Annotated in this window: 13 protein-coding genes; 10 read left to right on the forward strand and 3 right to left on the reverse strand. The window is 69.4% G+C overall.

Going from position 1 to position 16,442, the window contains the following annotated elements:
• Positions 1–428: 428 nt before the first annotated feature.
• From WS91_RS20475 to WS91_RS20485, 3 genes are all read left to right on the forward strand, one after another.
• On the forward strand, positions 429–2,222 hold the full coding sequence (locus WS91_RS20475; protein WP_059670888.1) for a nitrite/sulfite reductase: 1,794 nt from the start codon (positions 429–431) through the stop codon (positions 2,220–2,222).
• The gene (locus WS91_RS20480) at positions 2,219–2,695 is read left to right on the forward strand and encodes a DUF934 domain-containing protein (RefSeq protein WP_082717309.1); all 477 of its coding nucleotides are present in this window, start codon (positions 2,219–2,221) and stop codon (positions 2,693–2,695) included. The genes WS91_RS20475 and WS91_RS20480 overlap by 4 nt, the downstream gene beginning before the upstream one ends.
• Before the next feature lie 513 nt (positions 2,696–3,208).
• A complete protein-coding gene (locus tag WS91_RS20485; RefSeq protein WP_059670895.1) occupies positions 3,209–4,594 on the forward strand; it encodes a DUF2242 domain-containing protein in 1,386 nt (461 codons plus the stop codon).
• Positions 4,595–4,952: 358 nt separating this feature from the next.
• On the opposite strand, the gene WS91_RS20490 is transcribed toward WS91_RS20485, so the two are convergent.
• On the reverse strand, positions 4,953–5,726 hold the full coding sequence (locus WS91_RS20490) for an SDR family oxidoreductase (RefSeq protein WP_059581003.1): 774 nt from the start codon (positions 5,724–5,726) through the stop codon (positions 4,953–4,955).
• A gap of 249 nt (positions 5,727–5,975) precedes the next feature.
• On the opposite strand from WS91_RS20490, the gene WS91_RS20495 reads away from it, so the two are divergent.
• From WS91_RS20495 to WS91_RS20510, 4 genes are all read left to right on the forward strand, one after another.
• Entirely contained in the window at positions 5,976–6,875 is a 900-nt protein-coding gene (locus tag WS91_RS20495; protein WP_059670889.1) for a LysR family transcriptional regulator, read from the forward strand.
• Between the two features lie 175 nt (positions 6,876–7,050).
• Positions 7,051–7,755: a DUF2239 family protein gene (locus WS91_RS20500; protein WP_059670890.1), complete on the forward strand. Its 705-nt coding sequence runs from the start codon at positions 7,051–7,053 to the stop codon at positions 7,753–7,755.
• A gap of 17 nt (positions 7,756–7,772) precedes the next feature.
• On the forward strand, positions 7,773–9,104 hold the full coding sequence (locus tag WS91_RS20505; RefSeq protein WP_059670891.1) for a carotenoid oxygenase family protein: 1,332 nt from the start codon (positions 7,773–7,775) through the stop codon (positions 9,102–9,104).
• Between the two features lie 659 nt (positions 9,105–9,763).
• Entirely contained in the window at positions 9,764–10,402 is a 639-nt protein-coding gene (locus tag WS91_RS20510) for an FMN-binding negative transcriptional regulator (protein ID WP_059670892.1), read from the forward strand.
• A gap of 222 nt (positions 10,403–10,624) precedes the next feature.
• On the opposite strand, the gene WS91_RS20515 is transcribed toward WS91_RS20510, so the two are convergent.
• Together WS91_RS20515 and WS91_RS20520 are read right to left on the reverse strand one after the other, a co-directional pair.
• On the reverse strand, positions 10,625–11,419 hold the full coding sequence (locus WS91_RS20515) for a DUF2182 domain-containing protein (protein WP_059670893.1): 795 nt from the start codon (positions 11,417–11,419) through the stop codon (positions 10,625–10,627).
• Between the two features lie 48 nt (positions 11,420–11,467).
• Positions 11,468–12,070, reverse strand: a complete 603-nt coding sequence (locus tag WS91_RS20520) for a DUF1326 domain-containing protein (protein WP_038744841.1) — start codon at positions 12,068–12,070, stop codon at positions 11,468–11,470.
• Positions 12,071–12,752: 682 nt separating this feature from the next.
• On the opposite strand from WS91_RS20520, the gene WS91_RS20525 reads away from it, so the two are divergent.
• From WS91_RS20525 to WS91_RS37475, 3 genes are all read left to right on the forward strand, one after another.
• Entirely contained in the window at positions 12,753–14,153 is a 1,401-nt protein-coding gene (locus WS91_RS20525; RefSeq protein WP_059670896.1) for a GGDEF domain-containing protein, read from the forward strand.
• 680 nt (positions 14,154–14,833) lie between these two features.
• Positions 14,834–15,961, forward strand: a complete 1,128-nt coding sequence (locus tag WS91_RS20530) for a hypothetical protein (protein WP_059670894.1) — start codon at positions 14,834–14,836, stop codon at positions 15,959–15,961.
• A 281-nt stretch (positions 15,962–16,242) separates the two neighbouring features.
• On the forward strand, positions 16,243–16,442 hold a 200-nt coding region (locus WS91_RS37475), incomplete at its 3' end, for a hypothetical protein (RefSeq protein WP_442854977.1).

The raw sequence follows: 16,442 nt of genomic DNA on the forward strand, positions 1-16,442 counted from the left end.
CGGTCGGTGGTCCGTGGTCCGTGGTCGGTGGTCCGTGGTCGGTGGTCGGTAGCCGGCGGTCGGTGGTCGGTAGCCGGCGGTCGGCGGTCGGCGGTCGGCGGTCGGCGGTCGGCGGTCGGCGGTCGGCGGTCGGCAGTCAACGATAAGCGGTCGCCTCTTCGCCTTCGAACCTCCGCGCCCGGCCGCATCGCGGCCATCTCCCGGAGGCGTCGGCGCCCGTCGTGCTCGCCGCCGCTCGCCGCCGCCCCACCGCCATCGCGCGCATCCCGCGATACCGCCGCGCCTCCCGCATCTGCTGCGCAAGATTCGCCCGCAACTGCTGCTTGTTTCGCGCAGCCGCGCTCCCTACGCTTTGAGGTCTTTGCGCCGCCGCGGCGCAGCGCAACCGATGCGCACCGCCGCGCGCCGCCTCACCGCATTTCCCGGCCATGTACCGATATACCGAATTCGACAGGGCGTTCGTGCGCAGCCGCGCCGCCCAGTTTCGCGACCAGCTCGAACGCTGGCAGCAAGGCGCGCTGAGCGAGGACGCGTTCCGCCCGCTGCGGCTGCAAAACGGCTGGTACGTGCAGCGCCACGCGCCGATGCTGCGCGTCGCGGTGCCGTACGGCGAGCTGTCGAGCGCGCAGATCCGCATGCTCGCGCGCATCGCGCGCGACTACGACGTGCCGGACCCGGCGCTGCATCGTGCCGCGTGCGACGCGCAGGCGCGGCTCGGCACCACGCGCCTGCCGACGCAAAACGCACACTTCACGACGCGCACGAACGTTCAGTTCAACTGGATTGCGCTCGCGAAGGCGGCCGACGTGATGGATCTCCTCGCGAGCGTCGACATGCACGGCATCCAGACGAGCGGCAACTGCATCCGCAACATCTCGTGCGACGAGCGCGCGGGCGTCGCGCCGGACGAAGTGGCCGATCCTCGGCCGTTCGCCGAGGTGATGCGCCAATGGACGACGCTGCATCCCGAATTCGCGTTCCTGCCGCGCAAGTTCAAGATCGCGATCACTGGCGCGACCGAGGATCGCGCGGCGACCGACTGGCACGACGTCGGCCTGAAGCTCGTGCGCGACGCGGCGGGCGAGCTCGGCTTTCGCGTGAGCGTCGGCGGCGGCATGGGGCGCACGCCGATGACGGCGACGCTGCTGCGCGCGTTCCTGCCGTGGCGGCACGTGATGAACTACATCGAGGCGATCGTGCGCGTGTACAACCGCTACGGCCGCCGCGACAACAAATACAAGGCGCGCATCAAGATCCTCGTGAAGACCGAAGGCCGGCGCTACATCGACGACGTCGAAGAAGAATTCCGCCAGATCGTCGAGCACGACGGCGGGCCGCACACGATCGCGCAGGCGCAATTCGATCGCGTGAGCGCGTCGTTCGTGCCGCCCGTGCCGCCGCAGCGCTCGACCGATGCCGACGTCGCCGCCGCGCTCGCGCGCGTGCGAACGCTCGCCGACGCGCAGCCGGCGTTCGCGCGCTGGCTCGAGCGCAACGTCGCGCCGCACCGGGAGCCTTCGCTGCGGATCGTCACGCTGTCGTTCAAGCGCCGCCATCAAGCGCCCGGCGACGCGTCGCCCGAGCAGCTCGACGCGCTCGCGCATCTCGTCGAGCGCTTCTGCGCCGGCGAGGCGCGCGTCACGCACGCGCAGAACGTCGTGCTGCCGTGGGTGCGCGTCGACGATCTGCACCCGCTATGGGAAGCGGCGCGCGACGCGGGCCTCGCGAGCGCGAACGTGCGCCTGCTGACCGACATGATCGCGTGCCCCGGCGGCGATTTCTGCGCGCTCGCGAACGCGCGCTCGATCCCGATCGCCGATGCGATCGCCGAGCGCTTCGACGATCTCGACGAGCTGAACGACATCGGCGACGTCGATCTGCACATCAGCGGCTGCATCAATTCGTGCGGCCATCATCACAGCGGCCATATCGGCATCCTCGGCGTCGACAAGGACGGCGACGAGTGGTATCAGGTCACGCTCGGCGGCTCCGACGGCGCGGCCGCGAGCGGCCCCGCGCAGCCGGGAAAGGTGATCGGGCCGTCGTTCTCGGCCCACGAGATCGTCGACGTCGTCGAGGCGATCGTCGCGACCTATCTGCGCGTGCGGCGGCCCGAACGCGGGCGCAGCGAGCGCTTCATCGACGCGTACCGGCGCGTCGGCCCGGAACCCTTCAAGGCCGCCGCGAACGCCGCGCGCCACCCGGCGACGAGCGCCGCATGAGCACGCCGAACCGCCTGCGCCTGCTGAGCGCGAGCGCCCACGACGACGAGACGCGCGCCGCGGCCGCGATCGCGAACGGCGACGCGGCGCTCGCCGTCGCGAACGACGAGGACCTGACGCCGCTCGCGCCACGCATCGCGCGCGCGGCGCGCATCGATTTGCACTTTCCGGCGTTCACCGACGGCCGCGCATACAGCCAGGCGTATCTGCTGCGCAAGCGCCTCGGCTTCGCGGGCGACCTGCGCGCGACGGGCGACGTGCTGATCGATCAATTGCTGCAGATGGAGCGCATGGGCTTTTCGAGCGCGGTGCTCGCCGACGACGCGGACATCGACGCCGCGCGGCGGCAGCTCGAGCGGTTCGGCGGGTTCTATCAGCGCGGCGTGGCAGCGCACGCGCACACGCGCCCGCCTCCGGCTGACGACGACGCCGCGCCGGATCGCGCGACCGAACGGACGACGCCGCATCGATGAAGCGTCGCGGCATCCGTCGCGTCCGGCGGACGCGCTGCAGGCAAGCGTCCGAGGTTTCCGGAACGTCGGCCCCGCCCCCCCGAAACCACCGCGTCCGGCGCGGCGCGCGTGGCGAAACGGCGGCCCGCCGTGCGCCGAACGACCCGGGAAATTCGCTGGCATGCGGGCGTCGAGCCGCGCCGGCAATTGCGGGGAATCCGCGCGGCCGATGCACGCCGGGCCCGATGATTCGACGTCGCATCTTGCGTGCCGCGGCCCGACCGTTCGCTTCGCAAGGCGTCCGAAAGTACGGCGCGCGTTGCGCCAGATCGCGCGTTCATGCTGCCGCGCACCAAGAAAACTTATAATAGTCGGCTCGCCAAGCCACATCGCGTCAGCCTGATCGGCGCGCGGAAGGCCGCTCGGATCGCCGCCGCGGCTCGCACGCGCGGCCGCGCCGATCGGCAGCGTCCCGTCCGCGCGTGCGCGCGGGCCGCGGCGCGCCGCACGTGGCCGGCCACTTCGAATTACGCCATGCACAACCGATTCCGACCGTTCCTCGTTCCGTCCGCCGTTGCGATCGCGACCGTGCTGTCCGCCTGCTCGTCCGCGCCGAAGCCGCTGTATCAGCAAGAACAATTCGACGCGACCGCGAGCCCTTACGCGCGCACATTCCACGAAAAATCGGCCGCGACGTGCGAAGCCGCGCGCCGCGCGCTGTTGAGCCAGGGCTACATGGCAAGCGCGACGCGCGCGGATGCGATCGAAGGCAGCAAGAACTTCCAGCCGAGCAACGATTCGCACGTCGTCATCGAATTCCACGTCGTCTGCGCGGACGCGGACGCAGACGGCACGTCGAGCATCGCGTACGTGAACGCCGTGCAGGATCGCTACTCGCTGAAGAAGAGCAATACGTCGGCGAGCGTCGGCCTGAGCGTGTTCGGCTCGCTGTCGCTGCCGATCGGCTCGAGCGACGACGCGATGGTCAAGATCGCGAGCGAAACCATTCCGGCCGGCGTGTTCTACGAGCGCTTCTTCAATCTCGTCGACCATTTCCTGAAGATCGACCCGACGCGGCGCGACAAGGCCGCCGTCAAGGCGGCCGAGAAGGAGCGCGTCGCGCCGCTGCCGGAGCCGGAGGAAACGGCCGAAGGCGCGCCGATGAAGATGAAGACCCCCGCCGTGCCGACGCCGCCCGCGCAGCCCGTGCAGCCCGTGCATCCGGCCGAGGCCGACGGCGCTTCGGCGGCTTCGGCGGCGGCATCCGCATCGGCGACACCCGCCGCCGCATCCGCGCCGGCGCAGAAACCCGCGCCGGCGTCCGCTGCGTCATCGTTATCGTCTTCGTCGTCTTTGTCTTCGGCATCCGCTTCGGCACCTGCGGCGGCCGCATCTACGCCAACGGCATCGCCCGCGCCGGCATCGGCCCCCGCACCGGCTTCCTCGCCGTCGCCGTCGCCGTCGCCGTCGTCCTCGCCTTCGCCTTCGCCTTCACCTTCGCCGTCGTCCGCGCCAGCGCCGGCATCCGCGCCGGCCTCGACGCCTGAGACGAGCCACCCGTCGTCGATCGCGCCGCCGACGGCGCCGGTCGCGCCCGCGCATCAACCGGCGCATCAACCCGCGCGGCAGCCGGCAACATCGGCATCGCTCGATGCGCCGCTGCCTGTCGCGCCGCCGCCGCTGATGCCGCTGATGCCGCTATCGACGCCGTCGCCCGGCGCGCAGCCCCCGGCGAATGCCGCGCAGGCGGCCTCTCCGACAGCCACGCTCGCTCCCACGCCGACAACGACGGCGGCAACGGCCGCAGCGGTGACAGCAGCGACGACCACTACAGCGTCGGCATCGGCGCCCGCGACGGCGAACGCCGCGACAACCGAAGCCGCAACGCAATCCAACGCAAACGGCGTCGACGCGCGCTGATCGCGCTACCCGTCGGGCCCCCACGCCGCACGCCGCATGTCGCTCACCGCACCTGACGCATCGGCCCCGAGGCGCGTCGCCATCGACCGCCGGCAACCCGGCTCGCAGCCTGCGCCGCGGCGTCGCTCTTGTCGCTCTTGTCGCTCTTGTCGCTCTTGTCGCTCTTGTCGCTCTTGTCGCTCTTGTCGCTCTTGTCGCTCTTGCCGCTCTTGTCGCTCTTGCCGCTCTTGTCGCTCTTGCCGCTCTTGTCGCTCTTGTCGCTCTTGTCGCCCTCGTCGCAGGCATGCGGCTTCGGCGCTCCCTTCGCGGCTCACTTCGCCGCTTATCTCGTCGCCTGTTTCACCGCTCCCTTCGCCGCTTACTTCACCGTATACCCGCCGTTGATCAGAATCGTCTGCCCCGTGATCCACCACCCGTCGCTGACGAGATGGCGAATGAACGGCACGACGTCCTCGATGTCGGTCAGGCCCGTCCTCGAGAACGGCGACAGCGCCGCGGCCGTCTTGTGATAAGCGACCGCATCCGCGCCTTCGGCCGGATAGAAGAACGGCGTGTCCATCGGGCCAGGGCCGACCGCCGTCACCGAGATGCCGCGCGCGCCAAATTCCTTCGCCGCCGCGCGCGTGAAGTGCTCGACGGGCGCCTTCATCCCCGCATAGGCCGCGTAGAACGGCGTGAACGCGCCGAGCAGCGACGTCACGAGCGTGACGATCTTGCCGTTGTCGTTCACGTGCCTGCCCGCTTCCTTCAGGAAGAAGAACGCCGACTTCGCGTTGACGGCCGCCATCTCGTCGTATTCGGCCTCGGTGATCTCGACGAACGGCTTCTTCAGCACCTTACCGACCGTGTTGATCGCGATGTCCGGACGGCCGAGCGCGGCCACCGCATCGGCGAACAGCTTCTCGACGGCGCCCGCCGTCGTCAGGTCGGCCTGCAGCGCGACCGCCTGCGCGCCCGCCGCCTTCACCGCGGCGACGGTCGCTTCCGCGTCGGCTTTCGTGCGCGCGCTGTTGTAGTGGATCGCGACCGCCTTCGCGCCTTGCGCGGCGAGATCGCGCGCGATCAGCCCGCCGAGATTCTTCGCGCCGCCCGCGATGATGGCGGTTTTGCCCTTGATGCCGTGGTCTGCCATGGTGGCTCTCCGTTTCTTCGCGCGAGGCCGCCCGATACGGCCTCGCATGCCTTCGGATGATATAGTCCAGAAAATCCACATAAAGCCGACACTTCTGACATCACCTGTCAGAAATTCCGACGAATCGTCGGCTCGCGCACATTGATCCCGCGACGATGACCCCGCCCGAATCCACGCCCGCGCCCACACCGGCCGCCGCCTCCGACAAGGAGCACGGGCCGCCCGCCGCGCTTCGCCGCGCGCACGCCGATGGACCGCATTGATCTTTTTCGCGTGTTCGCACGCGTCGTCGAATGCGCGAACTTCACGCGCGCGGCCGATACGCTCGGCATGCCGCGCTCGTCGGTATCGGCGGCGATCCAGGAGCTCGAAGGCCGCGTCGGCGCGCGGCTGCTGAACCGGACGACCCGCAAGGTGACGCCGACGCAGGACGGCGCCGCGCTCTACGAGCGCTGCCTTCGCCTCATCGCCGACGTCGAGGAGACCGAGAATCTGTTCCGCCATTCGATCGTCGGGCCGAGCGGCACGCTGCGCGTCGACATGCCGGGCCGGATCGGGCGCCTGATCGTCGCGCCCGCGCTGCCCGAGTTTCTCGACCGGTATCCGCAGATCAGCGTCGATCTCGGCGTCACCGATCGCTCGGTGAACCTGATCGAGGAGCGCGTCGACTGCGCGCTGCGCGTCGGCGCGCTGAGCGACTCGGGGCTCGTCGCGCGCGCGATCGGCGACTTGCCGCTCATCAACGTCGCGAGCCCCGCGTATCTCGCGCGCCACGGCGTGCCGCGCACGCCCGCCGATCTCGAACGCCATCAGCCGATCAATTACGCGTCGCCCGCGAACGGGCGCATCGCGCCGTGGGAATGGGTCGACGGCGACACCGTCAGGCGGCTCGCGCTGCGGGGACGCGTGACCGTCAACAGCGCGGAGGCCTACATCGCGTGCTGCCTGTCGGGCCTCGGCCTCATCCAGATCCCCGCGTACGACGTCGACGCGCATCTGCGCGCGGGCGAGCTCGTCGAAGTGCTGCCCGATCATCGCGCGGCGCCGATGCCGATGACGCTGCTCTACCCGCATCGGCAACATCTGTCGCGGCGCGTCCAGGTGTTCGCGGACTGGCTGGAGGCGCTGCTGAAGGCGAAGATCCTGTAGGCGAAAGCGCGCGCGCCTTCGATCGGTGCGGCGAACGGCAAGCGGCAAGCGACGCGCTCGACGTCGCTCGGCCGGCTCGGCTCGGCCCGGCCGCAAATATTACCCGGATATTATTGACGATCAATTTATATCCGGGTATAAATATCGCATTGCTCGGACAAATGAGACCCATGCGATGACGACTTTCCCCCTTTCTTCCCATATCGCCTTCGACGGCTACCGGCGTCTCGCGGCGGGCCCGTTGTCGACGGTCGCGCTCGCGATCAAGCGGGCCGTCGAGAACGACGCGGTGGCCGGCGCGATCCTGATCTTCGACAACGCGGCCGGACGCTCGATCGACATCGACACGCGCGGCTCGGACGACGAAGTCGCGGCGCGCTACGCGCAGGCCGAGGCATCGGCCGCCCCGGCCGACGCGACACGCGCCGGCACGGCCCGCGACGCCGCCTCAGGCGCCCACGCCGACGGCATGGCCGACGACGCGGCCGATCCCGGCGGCCTCGCGAACGAGCCGCGCGGCCGCGGCCGTCCGAAGCTCGGCGTCGTCGCGCGCGAAGTCACGCTGCTGCCGCGCCATTGGGAATGGCTCGCGACGCAGCCGGGCGGCGCATCCGTCGCGCTGCGCCGCCTCGTCGACGACGCCCGGCGCACGCACGCGCACAAGGACCGCAGCCGCCGCGCGCACGAGCGCGCGTATCACTTCATGTCGGCGATCGCGGGCGACATGCCCGGTTTCGAGGAGGCGACGCGCGCGCTCTTCGCGAACGACGGCGCGCGCCTGCGCGAGCTGATCGCCGCGTGGCCCGCCGACGTGCGCGATCACGCGATCGCGCTCGCGTCGTCGAACGACGACGCGCCGCCGCCGCCCGCCGCACGCTGATTCCGCTTCCGGCCCACATGCAGACCCTGGACTTGAATGCGGGCGCACTGGCGCCCGTCGCCGACGAGATCGACGCCTTCGACCTTCGCGTGACGGGCGCGATTCCGCGCGCGCTGAACGGCGCGCTCGTGCGCAACGGCCCCAACCCGCTGCGCGGCCGCTTCGAAGGCAGCGGCGTGCTGTCGTGGTGGCCGGAAGACGCGATGCTGCACGCGGTGGCGTTCCGCGACGGCCGCGCGACGCGCTACCGGAACCGCTGGGCGCGCACGCGGCGCTGGGCACACGCGGTCGCGCCGGAGCGTGCGCCGTCGCTCGTCGACACGAATCCGAACGTCAACGTGCTCGTTCACGCGGGCGAGATCCTCGCGCTCGCCGAAGGCGGCGCGCCGCTCGCGATCACGGCCGGGCTGGAGAGCATCGGCGCGTCGCGCCGTCATTCCGCGCTCGCGCACGGCATGAACGCGCACCCGAAGATCGATCCGCGCACGGGCGAGCTGATCGCGTTTCGCGCCGACTGGAACAGGCCGTGGCTGCGCTACGGCGTCGCAAACGCGGCGGGCGAGCAAACCGTCGACGTCGAAATCGAATTGCCCGCGCCGTCGATGATGCACGACATCGCGATCACCGCGACGCACAGCATCGTCTTCGATCTGAACGTCGCGTACGACTTCTCGATGCTGTCGCGCGGCCACCGGATGCCGCTGCGCTGGCACGACGAGCGCGGCGCGCGCATCGGCGTCGTGCCGCGCCACGGCGGCGACGTGCGCTGGTTCGACGTGACGCCGTGCTTCATCCAGCACGTCGTCAACGCGTACGACCTCGACCGCTCGGCGATCGTGCTCGACGTCGTCCGCTATCCGTGGTTCCTGCGCGTCGCGCGCGGCGGGCGCGCATTCGACGACAATCCGTGCGGCGTGCTGTGGCGCTACGTGATCGACCTCGTCACCGGGATCGTCGCCGAGCAGCCGCTCGACGACGCCGGCATCGAGCTGCCGCGGATCAACGAAAGCCGCACCGGCCACCGCCATCGGTACCTGTATGCGGCGGAGCAGCCGAGCCATGTAGCGCTGCGCGGCGTCGCGCGCTACGACGTCGACGGCGGCTCGATCCAGCGCTACCGCGTGCCGCCGGGCGACCAGAACAGCGAGCCCGTGTTCGTCCCGCGTCCGGGCGCGACCGACGAGGACGACGGCTGGGTGCTCGTCTGCGTGTACCGCCATGCAACGGATACGAGCGACGTCGTGATCCTCGACGGCCGGGCCGTCGACGGCGAACCGGTCGCGACCGTGCATCTGCCGCGGCGCATTCCGGCCGGCTTTCACGGCGCGTGGGTGGCGAGCGACGGCTGAGCAACCGCCCGACCGGTCGAGCGGCGGCGATGCGGCCGCCGCGCGGGCCGTCGCGCGAACGGGGCGCGGGCGGATGCGCGTCGTTCGCACGCGGCTCGATGCCCCATGACGACGGGCGCAGCGCACGCAGCCGGGTGCCGACGCGCGGCCGGGCGGCTCCAGCCTCCCCCTGCGCGACCCGTTGCCCGTATGCGTCGACGACGCCCCGCACGCAAACCGCAGCGAGGACGCGAGCGGCTGCGGCTGCGGCTGCGGCTGCGGCTGCGGCTGCGGTAGCGGCAACGGCAACGGCAGCGGCAGCGGCAGCGGCAGTAGCAGTAGCAGTAGCAGTAGCAGTAGCAGTAGCAGTAGCAGTAGCAGTAGCGGCTGCGGCTGCGGCTACGGCTGCCGCTACGCATCGCCCGGCTTCATTCCGCCCCTGCGGATCGCATCCCGCAGCGCCCGCGCCAATTGCCGGCTCGGCTTGCCGGCGAGCCGGTCGAGCGCGCCGATCGACGGAGCCTCGATGATCCTCGCGACCCTCGAGATTCTCGCCGCCATTCCGGCCCACCCGAAATTCTTCGAACTGGCTCTACAGAATCAATCCGTTTGGCGCGACAATCGCCGCGTCCCCCCAACTTCGACGCGCTGCGCAAACGCAGCCGGACCCTGGAGCCGCCATGTACGTCCCCGACCACTTCGAAGAGCGCCGCACGGAAGTCATGCACGCGCTGATCGCCCAGCACCCGTTCGGCACGTTGATCACGCACGGAACGGGCGGACTCGACGCGAACCATCTTCCGTTCGAGCTCGCGCCCGGCGAAGGAACGCTCGGCACGCTGCGCGCGCACGTCGCGCGCGCGAATCCGCTGTGGCGGGACGTGTCGAGCGGCGACGAGGTTCTCGTCGTGTTCCGGGCGGGCGACGCGTACATCTCGCCGAGCTGGTATCCGAGCAAACACGCATTCCACCGGCAGGTTCCGACGTGGAACTACGTCGTCGTCCACGCGCACGGACGGATCGCCATTCGCGACGACGAACCGTTCGTACGCGGCGTGGTCGCGCGCCTCACGCGCACGCACGAGGCGGCGCAGCCCGAGCCGTGGAAGATGGGCGACGCGCCGAAGGACTACATCGACACGATGCTGCGCTCGATCGTCGGCTTGCAGATCGATATCACGCGGCTCGTCGGCAAATGGAAGCTCGGGCAGAACAAGGAGGCCCGCGACATCTGCGGCGCGGGCGAAGCGCTGAAGGCGCGCGGCAACGATGCGATCGGCGACATGATGCTCGCGCGGGCGGACGATAAGCCGGAGTAGCGAAATCGGCGTCGGCGCGCGCGGCGCACGGTTCATTCGGTATCCGGAACGTCGCCGCCGCGAGCGGCGCCGCGCTCGCCCTCCGCGCGTCGACGGCCGGCCGCGCGCCTGCCATTTTCGCGCGCCTCCATTCCGCACTCGCGGAGAATCGCGGCGCGTCTCACGCAGCGTTCCTCCGGAATCGACGGCCGCGGCGTTTCGAGCGGCGGCCGCCCCCGCCGCTCAAAGCGGCAGCCACCCCGCCGCCCCGATCCACGCCGCCCACCCGAGCAACGCAACGCCGAGCGGCGCGCTCAAACGCCGGCCGTGCGGCAGGTTCTTCTCGATCGACATCGCCGTGCCGATCGCCAGCATCCAGCCGATGCTGCCCGCGCCCACCGCAAACATCAGACACATCAGCATCCAGCAGCACCCGACGCAGAAAGCGCCGTGCCGCACGCCGAGCACGAAGCTCTCGCGCCGCGGATTGCCGCCCCGCCACTGCTCGCTCACGAACATCAGCGGCGAGCGGCACTTGTCGAGACAGCGATACTTGAGCGGACTGAGCTGATACGCGCCCGCGAGCGCGAGCACGGTCGCGCCGACGAGCCATCCATGCCATGCGAGCCACGGCGTGCGTCGCGCGAGCGCGTGCAGGCCGGCGTCGCCTGCATGGACGGCCAGCCCGAACGCGCTCCACGCGGCGAGGTAGCCGAGCACCACGAGCAGCATCAGGCGGTTGCGGTCCGGCCGCGCGGCCGTCAGACGCTCGAACGTGCGCAGCAGCGGCAGCGCGGTCGGCAACATCATCGCGACGATCATCAGCAGCCATGCGGCGACATGCAGCAGCGCGGGCACGACCACGTTCCCCGCCGGAATCAGCCGGCACAACCCGGCGAGATTCGTCTCGGACCAGTCGACGTGATGAAGAAAACGCGCGTACGGGCTGTCATCCCACACCCACAACGTGATCCACGCCGCGGCGATCGACGCGATCGCGAGCGGCACGAACACGCGACGCGACGAGATCGCGCTCATCGCAATGCGCGCCCGGATAGCGCAGGCCGGCGCTCGTGCGCCCGCGTGTCACGAATGGAACGTGAAGAAGCCCTGAATTGCGTTCTGCCCGCTCAGATCGAGCTCGATGCCGAGCTTCTGCGCGTGCATGCGGAACGTGCCTGCCTTGCCGACGAACGCGGGCGATCCGGGAATCGTCGAAAAAATGCTTTCGACGAGCTTCGTCGGCTCGCCGGTGGGCCCGAGGTAGGGCTCGAGCTCCGCGTACGTGGTGTCGCCCACCTTCAGCGTGCCCCTGCCGTCGCGCACGTCGAAATCGATCGCCGCCCGCTCGATCGCGACGACGTCGCCGAAGAGCTTCGAGAAATCGGCGAGCGGCCCGCCGCGTTCGCCGCGATAGACGCTTGCGAGCGCATCGAATTGCGCGTCGGTTGCGCGCGCGTCGATGAAGATGATCACCCGCCAATTGCCCTGCAGAATGTTGCCCGGAACGAACGCGGCGAACGCGACCGTCAGCCCGGACACGTCCACGTCGTCGACCTTGCCCTCGTCGTAGTGGTAGGCGACCGTCGCCCGACACGTGCCGTTGTCGGGGTCCTCTCCGATCCAGCACGGGCAAAGCACCTTGCAATCGCATACCTCCAGTATGCGTCCCTCCAGGCTGTAGCTCATGATGACCTCCACCGCGACGAACACACCGGATTCGAGCCGGTCCAACACTTAACTATATTCACGTTGATTCGATGCAGCGGTCCGCTCGCGACATATGAAAACCCTAGGCAGACGGAATGCCGATGCGCGTCACGCCGGACGCCGAACGCCGAACGCCAAACGCACTTCGTCGAACGCTTCGTCGATGCGATGCGATGCAATGCGATGTGACGCGACCATCGCGACCATCGCGACCAATGCCCGCGACGCGCCCCGGATGCGCAATGTCGAGCCCGCTTCGATGCGCGCCGCGCCGGACGCACACGCCCGTTGCCGGCAACGGAACGCCCCATTCGGGCAATGCGGCGCGACGTGCAACCATGCGACGTCCGCACCGATTTCGCGCGGCGGGCATCCCCGTGAACTTCGCGGCCCGCCGCATGCGAATGTTTCATCACCAATTTCGCGGCTCGCGTCTGCGCCACAAAACTGAACAATCCGCCGCTTCGGCTACCCGTGCGAGTGCATGAAACCGGTCCGGCCGTATTGTCAAACGAAAGCCGCCGCCTATACTCTCGTCAGACAAACGAACGACGCATGACGAAACGAGGCAGCGCGAGACCCGACGCGACGGCGATTCGCCGGGCGACGCTCCGTGCTGATTGCCCACTTCGGGATACAGAACAGCATTGCGGAGGCCACCGTGAGCACCGTCTTCACCGCCCATGAATCGTCGCGCGTAATCGGCACGATCGCCCGGATCTACGCCGCGTGCCTGCTGATCGGCTTCGCGCTCGTCCCCGGGGTGCTGATCGTCTATGTGTGGCGCTTCATCGATCCGCATCTCATCTTCGAAAACCACCAGTTTCACGAACTGGCGATCGCCGCCGCGACGCTCGAGGGCCTGTTCGTCACCTATGTGACGTGGCGCTGCTATCTGTCGTCGGGCGAGCCGCTGCTGCGCTGGCTCACGCTCGGCTTCCTCGGCTTCGCGGTGATCTACTCGCTGCACGGCGCGTTCACCGGCATGGCGCATCGGAACATCTGGCTGTTCCTGCTGTACGGGCCCGCGTCGCGCCTCGTGATGTCGATCCTGCTGTTCGTCGGGCAGTTGTCGTACTTCAAGGATACCGAGGCGCCCGAGCGGCGCACCCAGCTATCGGTGTGGCTGCCGTGGGTCGCCGGCTACGTCGCCGTCTGCGTCGTCGTCGCGACGATCGCCTATTCGCCGATCGCGGGCAATCTGTGGACGCGCGTGTCGATGGAAGGCGGCGCGATGATCGTGTCGCTCGTCAATGTGGCGCTCCTGCTCGTGCGGCGCATCCGCACGCCGCTGATGCTCATCTATGGCGTCTCGGTGACGTCGTTCGCGCTGTCGTCGATCGCGTTCATTCTCGGCAAGCCGTGGAACCACATGTGGTGGCTCGCGCACGTCATCTTCGCGACCGGCTTCTTCACGCTGAGCTTCGGCGTCGTCCAGGCGCTCACGACGACCCGCTCGTTCGCGACCGTCTACAGCCAGCAGGACCTGATGGCGCGGCTCGCCGAATCGATGGCGCGCACCGAGGGCGCGCTGCAGGAGCTCAAGCGGACCAATCAGAAACTCGAGCATCTCGCGACCACCGATCCGCTCACAGGCGCGTCGAACCGGCGCAAGTTCATCGAGCAGATGCACGTGGAAATCGCGCGCGCGAAGCGCGACGGCACCGCGTTTTCGCTGCTCGCGCTCGATCTCGACAACTTCAAGATGATCAACGACAACTACGGCCATCAGGTCGGCGACGTCGTGCTGCGCAATTTCGTCCGCCAATGCCTCGCCGCGATCCGCCCTTACGATCACATCGCGCGCGTCGGCGGCGAGGAGTTCATGGTGCTGCTGCCGCGGATGCTCGCCGACACGGCGAGCGGCATCGCGGAGCGCGTGCGCACGACGATCGCAAACACGCCGTTCGGCATCGACGGCAAGCACACGCCCGTGACCGTGAGCATCGGCGTGTCGCAATACGGGCGCGACGGCGACACCGTCGACGAGATCCTCAGCGCCGCCGACAAGCTGCTCTATCGCGCGAAAAACGAAGGCCGCAATCGCGTCGTCGCTTCGTAGGCGGCGGGACGAAAAGGCCGAGCCGCGCAACGCGATCGCTTCGGCGCGGCGGTGGATGGCGGGCGGTGGATGGCGGGCGGTGGATGGTGGATGGTGGATGGTGGATGGTGGATGGTGGGCGGTGGGCGGTGGGCGGTGGGCGGTCGGCGGTCGGCGGTCGGCGGTCGGCGGTCGGCGGTCGGCGGTCGGCGGTGGATGGTCGGCGATGAGCGACGGCCAGCGGGCGATGGATGGCAAGCGACGGACTCTTCGAGACCACGAATCGCCTGCGGATCGTCGCCGCAACGCGATCCGGTCGAAAGGGCTCATGCCGGAGAGGACGATCGGACATCCGCCCCCAGCCGGAAAACGCTCGCCGCCACGCACGCGACAAGCGATCCGACGCGGCGATCCCCCATCACGCGACACGACGCGGCCCCGCGCCGACCGGCGTTCGGCCCGCCGCCGGATTCGCGATCGGCGGCTTCGCGGGCATGACCAAGACGAACGGGCGGCCGCATTCGGTTGACGGCGGCATCGAGCCGACGAAGCAAGTCCGAATAGGTTCGCCGGTCCGCGCGGCGCGACGCGCCATTCAGTTCCTGCGCACGGTGCCGATAACCTTGTCGGGCCGCCTGACCGACGACGCGCGGGCGCTTCGCCGCATTCGCCGGCCATCACGACAACAACCGATTCCAACGATGAACCATTCCGACCGACCGACGCAGCGCACCGGACTCTCCGTTTTCATCCGCCGTCATCTGCGAATGCCGCTGCCGAAACTGGAGACGGGCCGATTCGGTTGGGCCAAGCGCTGGTTCGTCGACTGGCTCGTCCCCACGGGTGCATCCGCTTACGCGGCCTATCATCTGACAGGCGCGTTCGTGCGGCATTACCGAGCGCTGCTGCCGGAGCAAGTCGGGCATGGCGTCGCGCTCGACGTGATGTCCGAACTGATGTCGCTCGCCAATTCGAGGCCCTTCGCCTATACCGGCGCGGCGCTCATCGCGACGCTCGTGGCGCTCGTGCTCCATCGCATTCTGAAACGGCCGGCGCGCGGCGTTTGGCTCAACCGCCGCGACCGCCCCGTCGTCTACGCACTGCCCTTCGCGCTCGGCCTGCTCGTCGGCAAATTCCTCGCCTTCGCGGTTCCGGCGCTCGCTGTCGCGATCGCGGCCTATGCGTCCGAAGGCGCGATCGGGGCGGTCGCGCTCTTCGCGGTGCCGATCGCCGCCCTGTCCGCCGCCTACTACTTCCTGCTGTACGACGAGGTGCGCCCGCCCTCGATCGTCACGCTTTCGTTTCATCGCCCCCGGCCGTGCGGCGCGAAATCGAACGGCAACGGCGGCGCGCCGAAGGTCGGCATCGACGCCTGGCGCGAAGCGCATATCGAATTGCAGGACGACGTGCACGCGATCGCGGACGCGGCGGGCGGCATGTGCGGCCAAAGCATTTTCGTGTCGCACGACATCGACGACATCGTGATCGCCGTCGCATTGAGCGTCGACGAGCGCGATTTGCACACGAATCGAGTACAGGCGCTCGCCGCGCAAATCGACCGCGTGCTGCGCAAATGGCGCGAAAAAGGCTATGCGAGCGGCTCGTTGCACGATGCAAAGGCGACGCCCGCGCCGCTCGAGGCGAAGGTGTCCGACGACGCGTTCTGGCTGCCCGAACCCGGACGCGTCACGCGCCTCGGCTCGTTGCGGCTCGAGCCGCGGAGCGGGCGCGCGGTGCGCGTCGTCGACGATGCTGTCGGCGACCTGCGAGCGGGCGAATCGCGCGGGCGCGCCCGGCCACGCCGGGAACGCACGTTCGAGTTCGTGTGACGGACGCCCCGGCGGAATCGTTTGCCGCAGCAAGTGCGCCGCCGTTCGTCTCGATTCGGCGGCGGCGGCGATCGGGGCCCGCCTCCGCGAACGGTCGCCGCTTCACACGACGGGCGATGCGTCCGTCGCCCCGCCCATCGGGCTTCAGCGCCGCCTCCGGCTTCCGGCCACGGCATCGCTCACCGACGCAACGCATCGTCGGCTCGCAGCGTCCGCAGGATCTGGCGCGCCGAACGACGCGTGGCCGAGGCTCGTCTCGCCGTGCGTGTGCTCGCGCCGGCGTGGCGTCCACGAGCGACGCCGCCGCCGAGGCGGCGGTGTCGATTTGCGCGATCGCCGAGCGGATCATCGACATCGAGCTGCGGCCGCACGCACGGCGCGCCGCCCGTCCGCATCGCATCTCGCATCTCGCGTGTCTCGTGTCTCGTGTCTCGTGTCTCGTGTCTCGTGTCTCGTGTCTCGTGTCTCGTGTCTCGTGTCT

The organism is Burkholderia sp. MSMB1498 (assembly GCF_001526245.1).
GTDB lineage: Bacteria > Pseudomonadota > Gammaproteobacteria > Burkholderiales > Burkholderiaceae > Burkholderia > Burkholderia savannae.